Origin of the sequence: Actinomadura viridis, from assembly GCF_015751755.1 — a bacterium.
Taxonomy (GTDB): Bacteria; Actinomycetota; Actinomycetes; order Streptosporangiales; family Streptosporangiaceae; genus Spirillospora; species Spirillospora viridis.
This window is the reverse complement of the sequence record NZ_JADOUA010000001.1, coordinates 4,492,639-4,505,202: the sequence shown is the minus strand read 5'-3', so window position 1 is coordinate 4,505,202 and position 12,564 is coordinate 4,492,639. Positions and strand designations below refer to the sequence as shown.

The 12,564-nt window shown below is 74.1% G+C and carries 13 protein-coding genes; 6 read left to right on the top strand and 7 right to left on the bottom strand.

What is annotated here, in order from left to right; translation table 11 throughout:
• Positions 1-11: 11 nt before the first annotated feature.
• Positions 12-1,226: an RtcB family protein gene (locus IW256_RS20870; RefSeq protein ID WP_231403864.1), complete on the top strand. Its 1,215-nt coding sequence runs from the start codon at positions 12-14 to the stop codon at positions 1,224-1,226.
• Positions 1,227-1,301: 75 nt separating this feature from the next.
• On the opposite strand, the gene IW256_RS20865 is transcribed toward IW256_RS20870, so the two are convergent.
• From IW256_RS20865 to IW256_RS20855, 3 genes are all read right to left on the bottom strand, one after another.
• The gene (locus tag IW256_RS20865) at positions 1,302-2,036 is read right to left on the bottom strand and encodes a peptidoglycan-binding protein (protein WP_197012591.1); all 735 of its coding nucleotides are present in this window, start codon (positions 2,034-2,036) and stop codon (positions 1,302-1,304) included.
• Positions 2,036-2,191, bottom strand: coding sequence for a hypothetical protein (locus tag IW256_RS20860; protein WP_197012590.1), 156 nt, complete (start codon positions 2,189-2,191; stop codon positions 2,036-2,038). Before IW256_RS20860 ends, IW256_RS20865 begins: the two co-directional genes overlap by 1 nt.
• 121 nt (positions 2,192-2,312) lie before the next feature.
• Positions 2,313-3,119: an alpha/beta hydrolase gene (locus IW256_RS20855; RefSeq protein ID WP_197012589.1), complete on the bottom strand. Its 807-nt coding sequence runs from the start codon at positions 3,117-3,119 to the stop codon at positions 2,313-2,315.
• A gap of 189 nt (positions 3,120-3,308) precedes the next feature.
• Here IW256_RS20855 and moaA point away from each other — a divergent pair, with 189 nt between their 5' ends.
• From moaA to IW256_RS20840, 3 genes are read left to right on the top strand one after another with little or no spacing between them, the layout of a single operon-like run.
• A complete protein-coding gene (gene moaA / locus IW256_RS20850) occupies positions 3,309-4,298 on the top strand; it encodes a GTP 3',8-cyclase MoaA (RefSeq protein WP_307828977.1) in 990 nt (329 codons plus the stop codon).
• Positions 4,299-4,303: 5 nt separating this feature from the next.
• On the top strand, positions 4,304-4,909 hold the full coding sequence (mobA, locus tag IW256_RS20845) for a molybdenum cofactor guanylyltransferase (RefSeq protein ID WP_197012587.1): 606 nt from the start codon (positions 4,304-4,306) through the stop codon (positions 4,907-4,909).
• Between the two features lie 29 nt (positions 4,910-4,938).
• Positions 4,939-5,208: a DUF6457 domain-containing protein gene (locus IW256_RS20840; protein WP_197012586.1), complete on the top strand. Its 270-nt coding sequence runs from the start codon at positions 4,939-4,941 to the stop codon at positions 5,206-5,208.
• A 60-nt stretch (positions 5,209-5,268) separates the two neighbouring features.
• On the opposite strand, the gene IW256_RS20835 is transcribed toward IW256_RS20840, so the two are convergent.
• The 4 genes from IW256_RS20835 to IW256_RS20820 form a co-directional block, all read right to left on the bottom strand.
• On the bottom strand, positions 5,269-5,505 hold the full coding sequence (locus IW256_RS20835; protein WP_307828976.1) for a hypothetical protein: 237 nt from the start codon (positions 5,503-5,505) through the stop codon (positions 5,269-5,271).
• A 61-nt stretch (positions 5,506-5,566) separates the two neighbouring features.
• Complete coding sequence (locus IW256_RS20830; RefSeq protein WP_197012584.1) at positions 5,567-6,880, bottom strand: FAD-dependent oxidoreductase; 1,314 nt, start codon at positions 6,878-6,880, stop codon at positions 5,567-5,569.
• Entirely contained in the window at positions 6,870-7,670 is an 801-nt protein-coding gene (locus IW256_RS20825) for a tryptophan 2,3-dioxygenase (RefSeq protein WP_197012583.1), read from the bottom strand. Before IW256_RS20825 ends, IW256_RS20830 begins: the two co-directional genes overlap by 11 nt.
• Positions 7,671-7,796: 126 nt before the next feature.
• Entirely contained in the window at positions 7,797-8,438 is a 642-nt protein-coding gene (locus IW256_RS20820) for a MarR family transcriptional regulator (protein WP_197012582.1), read from the bottom strand.
• 62 nt (positions 8,439-8,500) lie between these two features.
• On the opposite strand from IW256_RS20820, the gene icmF reads away from it, so the two are divergent.
• Positions 8,501-11,710, top strand: coding sequence for a fused isobutyryl-CoA mutase/GTPase IcmF (gene icmF, locus IW256_RS20815; RefSeq protein ID WP_197016438.1), 3,210 nt, complete (start codon positions 8,501-8,503; stop codon positions 11,708-11,710).
• Positions 11,710-12,546 carry a helical backbone metal receptor gene (locus IW256_RS20810; RefSeq protein WP_197012581.1) on the top strand — a complete coding sequence of 279 codons (837 nt, stop codon included), beginning with the start codon at positions 11,710-11,712 and terminating at the stop codon, positions 12,544-12,546. The genes icmF and IW256_RS20810 overlap by 1 nt, the downstream gene beginning before the upstream one ends.
• The last annotated feature ends 18 nt before the right edge of the window (positions 12,547-12,564 follow it).

The following is a 12,564-nucleotide window of genomic DNA, read 5'->3' as shown; positions in this document are numbered from 1 at the left end:
GACGACGGATGATGACGGAGAGGAGCGGTCTGGTGCCGTACCGGACTCTCGAGGGCGGCCGTGTTCCGATCCGGATGTGGACCGACCCGGCCACCGTGGAGGACGTCGCGCTGGAGCAGCTGCGCAACGTGTCCGCCCTGCCGTGGATCGAGGGCCTCGCCGTGATGCCCGACGTCCACTACGGCAAGGGCGCCACCGTCGGCTCGGTGATCGCCATGCGCGACGCGGTCTCCCCGGCCGCGGTCGGGGTCGACATCGGATGCGGGATGACCGCGGTGAGGTCGACCCTCACGGCCGAGGACATGCCCGACGACCTGGGCCTGCTGCGGTCCCGGCTGGAGAAGGCGATCCCGGTCGGCCGGCACGCGCACAAGGAACCGGTGGACCCCTCGGCGCTGCCCGGCCTCAAGGAACGCGGCTGGTACGCGTTCTGGAAGGCGTTCGACGACCTGCACCCGGCGGTGCGCGGCCGGTTCGGCCGGGCCCGCGGCCAGCTGGGCACCCTCGGCGGGGGCAACCACTTCATCGAGGTGTGCGCCGACGACGAGGGCGCGATCTGGGTCGTGCTGCACTCCGGCTCGCGCAACATCGGCAAGGAACTGGCCGAGCACCACGTCGAGGCGGCCCGCAAGCTTCCCCACAACCAGGACCTTCCCGACAAGGACCTGGCGGTGTTCCTGGCCGGCACCGACCAGATGGAGGACTACCGCCGGGACCTGTTCTGGGCGCAGGAGTACGCGCGCCGCAACCGCGCCGTCATGCTCGCGCTGGCGCAGAACGTGCTGACCAGGTACTTCGGGGCCAAGCGCTGCAAGTGGGACGAGCTGATCTCCTGCCACCACAACTACGTGGCCGAGGAGGTCTACGACGGGACCGAGCTGCTGGTCACCCGCAAGGGCGCGATCCGGGCCGGCGCCGGTGACCTGGGCATCATCCCGGGCTCGATGGCGACCGGCACCTACATCGTCCGCGGGCTGGGCAACGAGAGCGCCTTCAACTCCGCCTCCCACGGGGCGGGCCGCAAGATGAGCCGCAACAAGGCCCGGAAGGCGTTCACCCTGGAGGACCTCGCCGAGCAGACCCGGGGCGTGGAGTGCCGCAAGGACGGCGGGGTGCTCGACGAGATCCCGGGCGCCTACAAGGACCTGGAGACGGTGATCGAGGCCCAGTCCGACCTGGTCGAGGTGGTCGCGCACCTCCGGCAGCTGATCTGCGTGAAGGGATGAGGTGAGAGGGGCGGGGCATGGGCGACCACCCCGCCTCGCTCATCTCGCGCCTGGACGGAGGGCGCGCCGGCGGTCCTACTTGTGGACGCGCAGGAGCACCGGCCAGGTGGCGGGACCGACGACGCCGTCGTCGGCGACCCCGCCCCAGCGCTGCACCGCCCGGACCGCGATCTCGGTCGCGGGCCCGAACGCACCGTCCATCTTCACCGCGGTCTGGCTGCGCGCCTGCAACAGGCCCTGCAGGGTCTCCACGTGCTCGCCGGTGGCTCCGCTGCGCAGGGTGGGAAGCTTGTTCACCATGATCTCCGTCCAGTGGGGCGCGGCCCCGCCGTCGCCCGATCCGCTGTAGTCGGGACGCCCGTACCCGGCGATCGCCGAGGACGACCGTACGCGCCGCTTGCACGCGTCGCCGGTGTTGCCCTCGATCGTCTGCAGCCGCCCGCCGCCCAGGACCTTCTCCACCACGCCGACGTGGTCGATGGCGCCGACGGAGTTGGAGCTGCCCCAGTCGAAGAACACGATGTCGCCCGGCCTGGCCCGGTCGACGTTGGCGGTCGTGCCGGTGTGCCAGCGGCCGATCTTCTGGAAGTCCTGCGCGTGCCACACGGTGTAGGCGCGGTCGCCGCCGGGCAGCACCGCGGCGGCGTTGCCGGACCGCCGCGCCCAGTAGGTGACGGCCATGTCGCACCAGGGCGCGCGCAGGAAGTCGTCGCCGTGCCGGGAGGCGTAGTCGCGGGTGATGGTGTTGGGCCGGCCCGCCATGCCCAGAGATCTGCGGGCCTCGGCGAGCATCTGCGCGGCGGTGCCCATCAGGACGCCTCCCCGCGGTAGACGCCGTCGGAGTCCGGCTCCCCGTACAGGTCGCGCAGGATCTGTTCCTCGTCGGCCTCGGTGGCCCGGTGGACGTCGGGATGGACGTCGACCTGCTCCATGAGGGCGGCCTCGGCCCGTTCTGTCTCGCTCATCGCTCCTCCGGTGCGCGCGCGGTGTGCGTCCGCGGCCCGCATACCCGTATCGGCATCCTTCATACGGAAGGGGCACCGTAGCGGGCATCGCGGGGCACATGCTCCGGTTTCGCGAGATGTCTCAGTTCAGAACGCGGTCGACGAAGGAGGTGACCTCGGCGAGGACCTCGTCCCGGTCGATCTCGTTGAAGACCTCGTGCCGGGCGCCCGGGAGGATCCGCTCGACGAGGCCGGGGCCGCGCAGCGCCTCGATCCCGGCACGGGTGCCCTCCAGCGGGACGAGCCGGTCGTCGTCGCCGTGCACCCAGAGCGTGGGGAGATCGCCCAGTGAACCGCCCGCGGCGACCAGGTCGATGCCGGCCTGCAGGGCCCGGACGGTGACCCGCTTGAACGGCCCGTGCCAGACGAGCGGATCGGCGGCGTAGGCGGCGCCGACCTCGGGGTCACGGGAGAGGGTGGCGGTGTCGATGGGGACGTCGGGGATCTCCTCCGCCTCCAGCAGGGCGGCGAGCGCGTCCCAGCGGCCCAGCACCGGCCCCGACAGGACGAGCGCGGCCGGCTCGGCCCGGTGCAGCTGTGCGTACCGGGCGGCGATGAGCCCGCCCATGGAGTGGCCGATGAGGACCATCGGGAGACCGGGATGGTCGCCGCGCGCCGACCGCACCACGGTGTGCAGGTCGGCGACGATGTCGTCGACGGACTCGATCAGGACGCGCTCGCCCGCCGACCGGCCGTGGCCCAGGTGGTCGGGACCGCACACGACCGCGCCGTGCTCCACCAGCGCCGCGGCCACGTGCTCGTAGCGGCCGAGATGCTCGCCGTAGCCGTGGGCCAGGACGGCGATGTAGCGCGGATCGGGACGCGCCCAGATCCGGGCGGTGATCGCACCGCGCACTCCGGCGAACTCCCACTCGCGTGCCGCGGCCACGCTCACCACCCGCTTCCCGAAGGGGACGGCCCGGTGGCGGCCGAGCCCGCGCCGCCGGGCGGGCCGAAACAAGATCGGCCCGTGGGTTACCGTCTCCCGTGTTGCGGCGGGACGTCAACCACGGAATAGGCTTGATACCCAAGGCAACCGGACGGCCCAGGGCATCGGGCCGTCCAGGAAGGGGTGCCCGTGCTGGTCGACACCTTCGGTCGTACCGCTACGGATCTGCGGGTCTCCCTCACGGACAGGTGCAACCTGCGGTGCTCGTACTGCATGCCGCCGGAGGGGCTGGACTGGCTGCCCAAGCCCGAGCTGCTCACCGACGACGAGGTCGTGCGGCTGGTGCGGCTGGGCGTGGAGCGGCTCGGGATCACCGAGGTCCGCTACACCGGCGGCGAACCGCTGCTGCGCCGCGGGCTGCCCGGCATCGTCGGCCGCACCGCGGAGCTGCGCCCGCGCCCGCAGATCTCGCTGACCACCAACGGCATCGGGCTGGACCGGCTCGCCGGGCCGCTGGCCGAGGCCGGGCTCGACCGGGTCAACGTCTCCCTGGACACCCTCGATCCCGAGGTCTTCCGGCGGCTGGCGCACCGCGACCGGCTCGCCGACGTCCTCGCGGGGCTGGCGGCGGCCCGGGACGCCGGCCTGACCCCGGTGAAGGTCAACAGCGTGCTGATGCGCGGCGTCAACGACCATGAGGCGGTGCCGCTGCTGCGCCACTGCCTGGACGAGGGCTACCACCTGCGGTTCATCGAGCAGATGCCGCTGGACGCCCAGCACGGCTGGACCCGCCGCGACATGATCACGGCGGACGAGATCCTCGGCCTGCTGGGCGAGGAGTTCGCGCTGGAGCCGGACGAGCCGGAGGCGCGGGGCAGCGCGCCCGCCGAGAGCTTCCTGGTGGACGGGGGCCCGGCCCGGGTCGGCGTGATCGGCTCGGTGACCCGCCCGTTCTGCGCGGCCTGCGACCGGGTCCGGCTCACCGCCGACGGCCAGGTGCGCAACTGCCTGTTCGCCACCGAGGAGTCCAACCTGCGGGACGCGCTGCGGGCCGGCGCCACCGACGACGACCTGGCCGCCCGCTGGCACGCCGCGGTGCGTTCCAAGCGCGCCGGGCACGGCATCGACGACCCCGGCTTCCTGCAGCCCGCCCGGCCGATGTCGGCGATCGGCGGCTGAGCCCGGTGTCCCGGCCGGCGCCGCCGGAGCGGCCCGCGGGCGCGCGCTACGACGCGGTCGTGCTGGCGGGCGGGCGCGCGCGCCGGCTCGGCGGCGCCGACAAGCCGGGCGCGCGGGTGGGCGGGCGCCCGCTGATCGGCTGGGTGGCGGAGGCGGTCGCGGACGCGGCGCGCCTGGTGGTCGTGGGCCCGCCCCGCCCGGAACTGCCGCACGCGGTCGTGGTGCGGGAGGACCCGCCCGGCGCCGGCCCCGTTCCCGCGCTCCGTGCGGGCCTGGCCGAGGTCACCGCGCCCTGGACGGTGCTCCTGGCCGCCGACCTGCCGTTCCTGCGCCCGGCCCATGTCGCCGCGCTGCGGGACGCCGCGGGCCGGACCGGGGCGGTTCTGGTCGACCAGGACGGCCGGGAGCAGTGGCTGTCGGGCTGCTGGCCCACCGGCGCGCTGCGGGCGGCGCTGGACGGCTACGCGGGCGCCTCGCTGCGCGGCCTGCTGGGCCCGCTGGGGCCGGCCGCGGTGTCCCTGGCGGCGGGCGAGCGCCCGCCCTGGTACGACTGCGACACCCCGGACGCGCTGCTCCGCGCCGAACGGCTGTCCCGGGACCCGGGCCGCTAACATCCGGAAGACCGGAAAGGGGAGGCTCGGTGCTGGAGGAATGGATCGACGCGGTCTGCCTGGAGCTCGGCCTGGAACGCAGGGAGATCGACCGGGACCTGGTGCTGGACCTGGCCCGTGACGTCGCGCACGGCGTGGCACGGCCCGGGGCCCCGCTCACCACGTACCTGCTGGGGCTGGCGGTGGGACGGGGCACGCCCGCCCGGGACGCCGCCGCCCGGCTGACCGAGATGGCCGAGGGCTGGCGGCCCGACGGGGACCGGACGCGGGAGGCGGGGGAGCCCGGGGAGCGCGACTGACGCCGTCCGGCCCGACCTCGCCGGACCTCTACCCGACCTCGCCCCGGCCGCGGCCGGGGCTCAGCCCGGCGGGGCGTCGCGGTCGGCGACCGGGACGACGTCGCGCAGGAAGTCGCGACGCTCCAGGAACGCCGACAGGCTCTCCCGGTGCTCGCCGCAGGCCAGCCAGATCTTCCGCCGCTCCGGCGTGTGGATCTTGGGGTTGTTCCAGCGGAGCGCCCAGACGGCGTCGGCCCGGCAGCCCTTGGCCGAGCACTGGAGTTCTTCGGAGCCGGGCTCCGGCCGGGAATCGGTCACCCGCCCACCCTGGCACATCCGCGGGGCGCCCGCGGACGCGCCAGGGCACGGGCGGGCCGCGTCAGCCGTCCGGCCGGCCGCGGCGGCGGGCCAGTGCCCGCGCCGCCAGCCCGGCGGCCGTGGCCCCCGTGACCGCCGCCGCGCCCAGCGCCAGGTTCTGCCGCCGCAGCCGCCCCGGGATCTGCGCGTACGGGACGGTGGTGAACGAGACCAGCTCGTACCGCGACACGTAGCGTCCCGCCAGCCGGCGTTCCAGGGCGTGCTGGGCCGCCCGGGTCAGCCGGAACACCGGCGAGGAGACCCGGTCGCGCATCTCGACGAAGTTGTCCAGCGCCATCTCGGCGATCGCGTCGGTGTTCGGCTTGCGCCGCTCCTCGTAGAGCGCCAGCGTCCGGTCCCACCGGCCGCCCGTCTCGTCCAGCAGGCGGTCGATCTCGACGCAGTCCTCGAAGGCGCAGTTGGCGCCCTGCCCGAAGAACGGCACGATGGCGTGCGCGGCGTCGCCGAGCAGCGCCACCCGGGTGCCGCCGACGTCGCGCACCCACGGGCGGCAGCGCACCGTGACCAGCGACCCCACCGGGTTGCGCCCGAAGTCGCCGGGCAGGTCGGGCATGAGCCCGGCCACGTCGGGATAGTGCGCCCCGAAGTGGGCGATCACCTTCTCCGGGGTGTCCAGGGCGGTGAAGTCCTCCCGCGGCCAGAACAGCGTGCAGGTGAAGGACCGGTCCAGGTTCGGCAGGGCGATCATCATGGCGGTGCCGCGCGGCCAGATGTGCAGCGCGTCGGGGTCCAGCGCGAAGTCCCCGTCGCGGGGCGGGACGGTCAGCTCCTTGTAGCCGTGGTCCAGGAAGTCCTGGTCACAGTCGAGCCCCTCCAGGGACCCGCGGACCGCGCTGTAGGCCCCGTCCCCGGCCAGGACGACGTCGGCGGGGTCGCCCGGGACGCCCTCGACCAGCAGCCGCCCGCCGGCCACGCCGGTGACGCGCTGGGAGAAGCGCAGCCGCACGCCCGGCGTGGACTCGGCCGCGTCCAGCAGCGACCGGTTCAGCTCGGCCCGGCCGATCGAGTTGATCGCCCGCTCGCGGTCGGCGCTGTAGGGCTGGAAGTTCGGCGCGGCCCCGGCCGGATGGACCATCCGGCCGTGCATCGGCAGGGCCCGCCGGAGGGCCTGCTCGCGGAGCCCGACCTGCTCCAGCGCGGCCAGCCCGCGCGCCGAGACGGCCAGGTTGATCGAACGGCCCCGCTCGGCGCCGGCGACGCGCGGGTCGGGGCGCCGCTCGTACACGGTGACCTCCAGGCCCCGCCGCCCGAGCAGGGTGGCCAGCAGGCATCCCGCCAGCCCGGCCCCGACGACGGCGATCCGCTCACCCGCCATGGACGACCGTCTCCTCGATCTGCGAGCGGACCTCCCAGAGGTCCGGGAACGCGGGCGTGAAGAGGGTGGAGCGCAGGTAGTCGGCGCCGGCCGAGCCGCCCGTCCCGAGCTTGGCGCCGATGGTCCGCTCGACCATCTTGACGTGCCGGTAGCGCCATTCCTGCACGCCCTCGTCGACGTCCACCAGCATCTCGCAGACCTCGACGGCGGGCCCGCTCTCGTCGGCGTAGACCGCCAGCAGCGCCCGCTGCACCCCCGGGTCGGGCCGCCACGGCGCGGCCGGGTCGCGCTCCAGCACCGCCCGCGGGATCGGGTAGCCGTGACCGTCCAGGTAGCGCAGCAGCGAGTCCATCAGCGAGCGGCGGGCCACCGCCGCCCGCAGCCGCGGGTCGTCGCGCAGGTCCGAGGCCGGGAAGGAACGCCGTCCCAGCACGGCCTCGATCTCCCGGAACTGCGCCGACTGGAAGCCGCTGGAGGTGCCCAGGGCGTCCCGGAACGAGGCGAACTGGCGGGGCGTCATCGTCTCCAGCACGTCCAGCTGCCCCACCACGGTCTTGAGGATCTTGGCGATCCGCCGTCCCGTGTGCAGCGCCCCGGCGCTGACGCCCTCCTCCAGCCGCGCCTGCAGCAGCGCCGCCTCGTGCAGGATCTGCTTGAACCACAGCTCGTACACCTGGTGGATGATCACGAACAGCAGCTCGTCGTGCGCGCCGGTGCGCGTCTCCTGGCAGTCCAGCAGCCGGTCCAGCCGCAGGTAGTCCCCATAGGTGAGGGATTCCGGATCACTCATCGACGCATCTCCCCACCGGCCGCCGGCGGGACCGGGCACCACGTCGTGCCGGATCGTTCACCGCCTGGGCCGGTGACCACCGGTATATACCCCGGGGGCCGGAGCGATCCAGCCGGGCCGGGCGGGTCAGGGAGCACCGACCCCGCCGCCCGCCCGGACGCCCTCTCCCCGGACCTCGCCTTCCCGCCCGCCGTCCGCGGCCCGCCCGGCGCCCTCCTGTCCGGCGCCCTCCTGGACGTCGCCGGCCGAGACGCGGACGGCGTGCAGCGCGCCGGTGATCGCCGCGGCCTCGCCGGCGCTCAGGCCGGGCAGGCCGAACTCGGCCTCGTGCAGCGCGGCCGTCGCCCGCTCGGCCAGCTTCCGGCCCTCGGGGGTGATGGCGGCCAGCACGACGCGGCGGTCGTCGGGGGAGGGGCGGCGCTCGACCAGCCCGCGCCGCTCCAGGCGTCCGATCACGTTGGTGACCGAGGCGGGATGGACCATCAGGCGGGTGCCGACCTTGCCCATGGGCAGGGCGCCGGTGCGGGCGAAGGCCAGCAGGCGCAGCGCCTCGTAGGCGGCGAAGGTCAGGCCGTGGGGCTTGAGGGCCGCCTCGACCAGGCTCAGCAGGAGCTGCTGGGCCCGCATGACGGAGGTGACGGCGGCCATGTGGTCGGCGTGCTCCGGCCACCGGGCGCTCCATTGGCGGTGGGCCTCGGCGATCGGGTCGGGGGCGTCGGGCACCGCCCCACCGTACGCCACCCGGCCGCTCTTGACGGGCTCGCGCATGGAAACTATTTTAACTTCCAAATATTGGATGTCCAAGGATAGTCGAGAGAACGGTGGTCGCCATGCACGTGCCCGAGCATCCGGTGCGGTTCGTGACGGCTGCGGCGCTGTTCGACGGGCACGACGCGGCCATCAACATCATGCGCCGCATCCTGCAGTCGCAGGGCGCCGAGGTCGTCCACCTGGGCCACGACCGCTCGGTCCGCGAGGTCGTCGACGCCGTCCTGGAGGAGGACGCCCAGGGCGTGGCGGTCAGCTCCTACCAGGGCGGGCACGTGGAGTACTTCGAGTACCTGGCGCGCTCCCTGGCCGAGGCCGGCGCCGGGCACGTGAAGGTCTACGGCGGGGGCGGCGGCGTCATCGTCGCCGAGGAGATCGCCCGGCTGGCCGGCGCCGGGGTGCGGATCTTCTCCCCGGAGGACGGCCAGCGGCTCGGCCTGCCCGGCATGATCAACGAGCTGGTCCGCGACTGCGACGTCGACCTGGCCGCCCGGCCGGCGCCGGTGGAGGCCGTGCTGGCGGGGGAGCGGCCCGCGCTGGCCCGCGCCATCACCTGCCTTCAGGGCGGCCGGCTGCCCGAGGACGACCGGCGGGCGCTGGCCGAGGCCGCCGCCCGGCGGAACGTGCCCGTGCTCGGCATCACCGGCACCGGCGGCTCGGGCAAGTCCTCGCTCACCGACGAGCTGGTCCGGCGCCTGCGCGCCGACCAGCAGGACAAGGTCCGCGTCGCCGTGCTGGCGGTGGACCCGACCCGGCGGCGCGGCGGCGGCGCGCTGCTGGGCGACCGGATCCGAATGAACACCCTGGACGGCGACCACGTCTTCTTCCGCTCGCTGGCCACCCGCGGCTCGCACGAGCTGCCCGAGCACATCGACGGCGTGATCGATGCGTGCAAGGCCGCCGGGTACGACCTGGTGATCCTGGAGACCCCCGGCATCGGCCAGGGCGACGCGGCGATCGTGCCGCTGGCCGACGTCTCCCTGTACGTGATGACGCCCGAGTTCGGCGCCGCCTCCCAGCTCGAGAAGATCGACATGCTGGACTTCGCCGACGTCGTGGCGATCAACAAGTTCGAGCGGCGGGGCGCGGCCGACGCGCTCCGCGACGTCTCGCGGCAGCTCGTCCGCAACCGCGAGGCGTTCGGCGCGCGCCCCGAGGACATGCCGGTCTTCGGCACCAGCGCCGCCACCTTCAACGACGACGGCGTCACCGCCCTCTACCAGCACCTGACCGGCCTGCTCGGCCTGGAACGCGGCGTCCTGCCCGACGCGGGCACCCGCGTCTCCACCGGCGCCGCCCAGATCGTCCCGCCCGCCCGGATCCGCTACCTGTCGGAGATCGCCGAGACGGTCCGCGGCTACCACGCCGAGACCCGCCGGCAGGTCGCGGCGGTGCGCCGGGCGCAGCGGCTGGAGGCGGTGCGCGGCGAGCTGGCCGAGGCCGGATCGGCCACCGCGGCCGAGGAGGTCGGCGGGCTGCTGGAGGACGCCCGCCGCCAGGTCTCGCCCGAGAGCGCGGACCTGGTCGGGGGCTGGCCCGCGGTGGTGGAGTCGTACTCGGGCGATGAGCAGGTCGTCCGCGTCCGCGACAAGGAGCTGCGCACCGTCCTGGCGCGCGAGTCGCTGTCGGGCAGCCGCATCCCGCGGGTCGCGCTGCCCCGCTACGAGGACCACGGCGAGCTGCTGCGCTTCCTGCGCTCGGAGAACCTGCCCGGCCGCTTCCCCTTCACCGGGGGCGTCTTCGCGTTCAAGCGCGACAACGAGGACCCGGCGCGGATGTTCGCCGGAGAGGGCGACCCGTTCCGCACCAACCGGCGCTTCAAACTCCTGTCGGAGGGCCAGCCCGCCACCCGGCTGTCCACCGCGTTCGACTCCGTCACCCTGTACGGGCGCGACCCCGACGAGCGGCCCGACGTCTACGGCAAGGTCGGCACCTCCGGCGTCTCCATCGCCACCCTGGACGACATGAAGGCGCTCTACGACGGCTTCGACCTGGCCGCGCCCACCACCTCGGTGTCGATGACGATCAACGGCCCGGCCCCGGCCATCCTGGCGTTCTTCCTCAACACCGCGATCGACCAGGGCCTGGACGCCTTCCGCGCCGAGCACGGCCGCGAGCCGTCCGCCGAGGAGGCCGGCCTGGTCCGCGCCCGCGTCCTGAGCACCGTGCGCGGGACCGTGCAGGCCGACATCCTCAAGGAGGACCAGGGCCAGAACACCTGCATCTTCTCCACCGAGTTCTCGCTGCGGATGATGGGCGACATCCAGCAGTGGTTCATCGACAACGGCGTCCGCAACTTCTACTCGGTGTCGATCTCCGGCTACCACATCGCCGAGGCCGGGGCCAACCCCATCAGCCAGCTCGCGTTCACCCTGGCCAACGGGTTCACCTACGTGGAGTCCTACCTGGCCCGGGGGATGGACGTCGACGCGTTCGCCCCCAACCTGTCGTTCTTCTTCTCCAACGGCATGGACCCCGAGTACTCCGTGCTCGGCCGGGTCGCGCGGCGCGTCTGGGCGGTGGCGATGCGGGAGCGCTACGGCGCCGGTGAGCGCAGCCAGAAGCTGAAGTACCACGTGCAGACCTCGGGCCGCTCCCTGCACGCCCAGGAGATGAACTTCAACGACATCCGCACCACGCTGCAGGCACTGATCGCGATCTACGACAACTGCAACAGCCTGCACACCAACGCCTACGACGAGGCGGTCACCACCCCCACCGCCGAGTCGGTGCGGCGCGCCCTGGCGATCCAGCTGATCATCAACCGGGAGTGGGGCCTGGCGATGAACGAGAACCCGCTGCAGGGCTCGTTCATCATCGACGAGCTGACCGACCTGGTCGAGGAGGCGGTGCTGGCCGAGTTCGACCGGATCAGCGAGCGCGGCGGGGTGCTGGGCGCGATGGAGACCGGCTACCAGCGCGGCCGGATCCAGGACGAGTCGATGCTGTACGAGCGGCTCAAGCACGACGGCACGCTGCCCATCATCGGAGTCAACACCTTCCGCAACCCCGGCGTGGAGGAGGAGGGCGGCGAGCCGCTGGAGCTGGCCCGCGCCACCGAGGCCGAGAAGCGGTCGCAGCTGGAGCGCGTCCGCGACTTCCAGCGGCGGCACCGCGACGAGGCCGGGCCCGCCCTGGACGCGCTGAAGGAGGCGGCCCGCTCCGGCGAGAACGTCTTCGCCGTGCTGATGGACGCCGCCCGGGTCTGCAGCCTGCACCAGATCACCGAGGCGTTCTTCGAGGTGGGCGGCCAGTACCGCCGCAACCTGTGATGCCCGCGCCCGGCCCCGGCGGCGCCCGCGCGGCCGGCGGGCCCGCCGACGACACCGGAGCCCCGGTCCCGGTTCCCGGCCGGGTGCGCCGCGTGGTCTCCCTGGTGCCCTCGCTCACCGAGACGATCGCGGTGACCGCTCCGGGGCTGCTGGCGGGCGCCACCGACTGGTGCACCCACCCCGCCGGCCTGGACGTCCCCCGCGTGCGCGGCACCAAGAACCCCGACCTGGAACGGATCGCCGCGCTGCGGCCCGACCTCGTCGTCGGGAACACCGAGGAGAACCGCGCCCCCGACGTCGAGGCGCTCCGCGCCGCCGGGATCCCGGTCTGGATGACCGAGATCCGCACGGTGGAGGAGGCGCTGGTCTCGCTGCGCCGGATGCTGACCCTGGCCTGCGGGGTGCCGGCCCCGGACTGGCTCGACGACGCGGCCCGGGCCTGGCGGGACCCCCGGGTGCCGGGGCTCCCGGCGGGGGGCCGTACGGCGATCATCCCGATCTGGCGGCGGCCGTGGATGGTCGTCGGGCGCGACACCTTCACCGGCGACGTCCTGGCCCGCCTCGGGATCGGCAACCGCTACGCCGGGCACCCCGAGCGGTACCCGAAGATCCCGCTCGGGGAGCTGAACGCGGCGGGCGCCGACCTGGTCGTGCTGCCCGACGAGCCGTACCGGTTCACCGCCGCCGACGGACCCGAGAGCTTCCCGGGGATCCCCTCGGCGCTGGTGACGGGCCGCCACCTCACCTGGTACGGCCCGTCCCTGGTGGAGGCTCCCGGCGTGCTCGCCCGGCAGCTGGCGGACGCGCGCCTGCCCGGCGGGCGCTCCTCGGGCTGAGCGCCCGCCGGGCGGAGG

Bases quoted from the DNA above. Each gene is read 5' to 3' on its own strand.
- IW256_RS20870 (WP_231403864.1), top strand. From the start codon at position 12: ATGACGGAGAGGAGCGGTCTGGTGCCGTACCGGACTCTCGAGGGCGGC.
- IW256_RS20865 (WP_197012591.1), bottom strand. From the start codon at position 2,036: ATGGGCACCGCCGCGCAGATGCTCGCCGAGGCCCGCAGATCTCTGGGC.
- IW256_RS20860 (WP_197012590.1), bottom strand. From the start codon at position 2,191: ATGAGCGAGACAGAACGGGCCGAGGCCGCCCTCATGGAGCAGGTCGAC.
- IW256_RS20830 (WP_197012584.1), bottom strand. From the start codon at position 6,880: ATGGCGGGTGAGCGGATCGCCGTCGTCGGGGCCGGGCTGGCGGGATGC.
- IW256_RS20825 (WP_197012583.1), bottom strand. From the start codon at position 7,670: ATGAGTGATCCGGAATCCCTCACCTATGGGGACTACCTGCGGCTGGAC.
- IW256_RS20820 (WP_197012582.1), bottom strand. From the start codon at position 8,438: ATGCGCGAGCCCGTCAAGAGCGGCCGGGTGGCGTACGGTGGGGCGGTG.
- icmF (WP_197016438.1), top strand. From the start codon at position 8,501: ATGCACGTGCCCGAGCATCCGGTGCGGTTCGTGACGGCTGCGGCGCTG.
- IW256_RS20810 (WP_197012581.1), top strand. From the start codon at position 11,710: ATGCCCGCGCCCGGCCCCGGCGGCGCCCGCGCGGCCGGCGGGCCCGCC.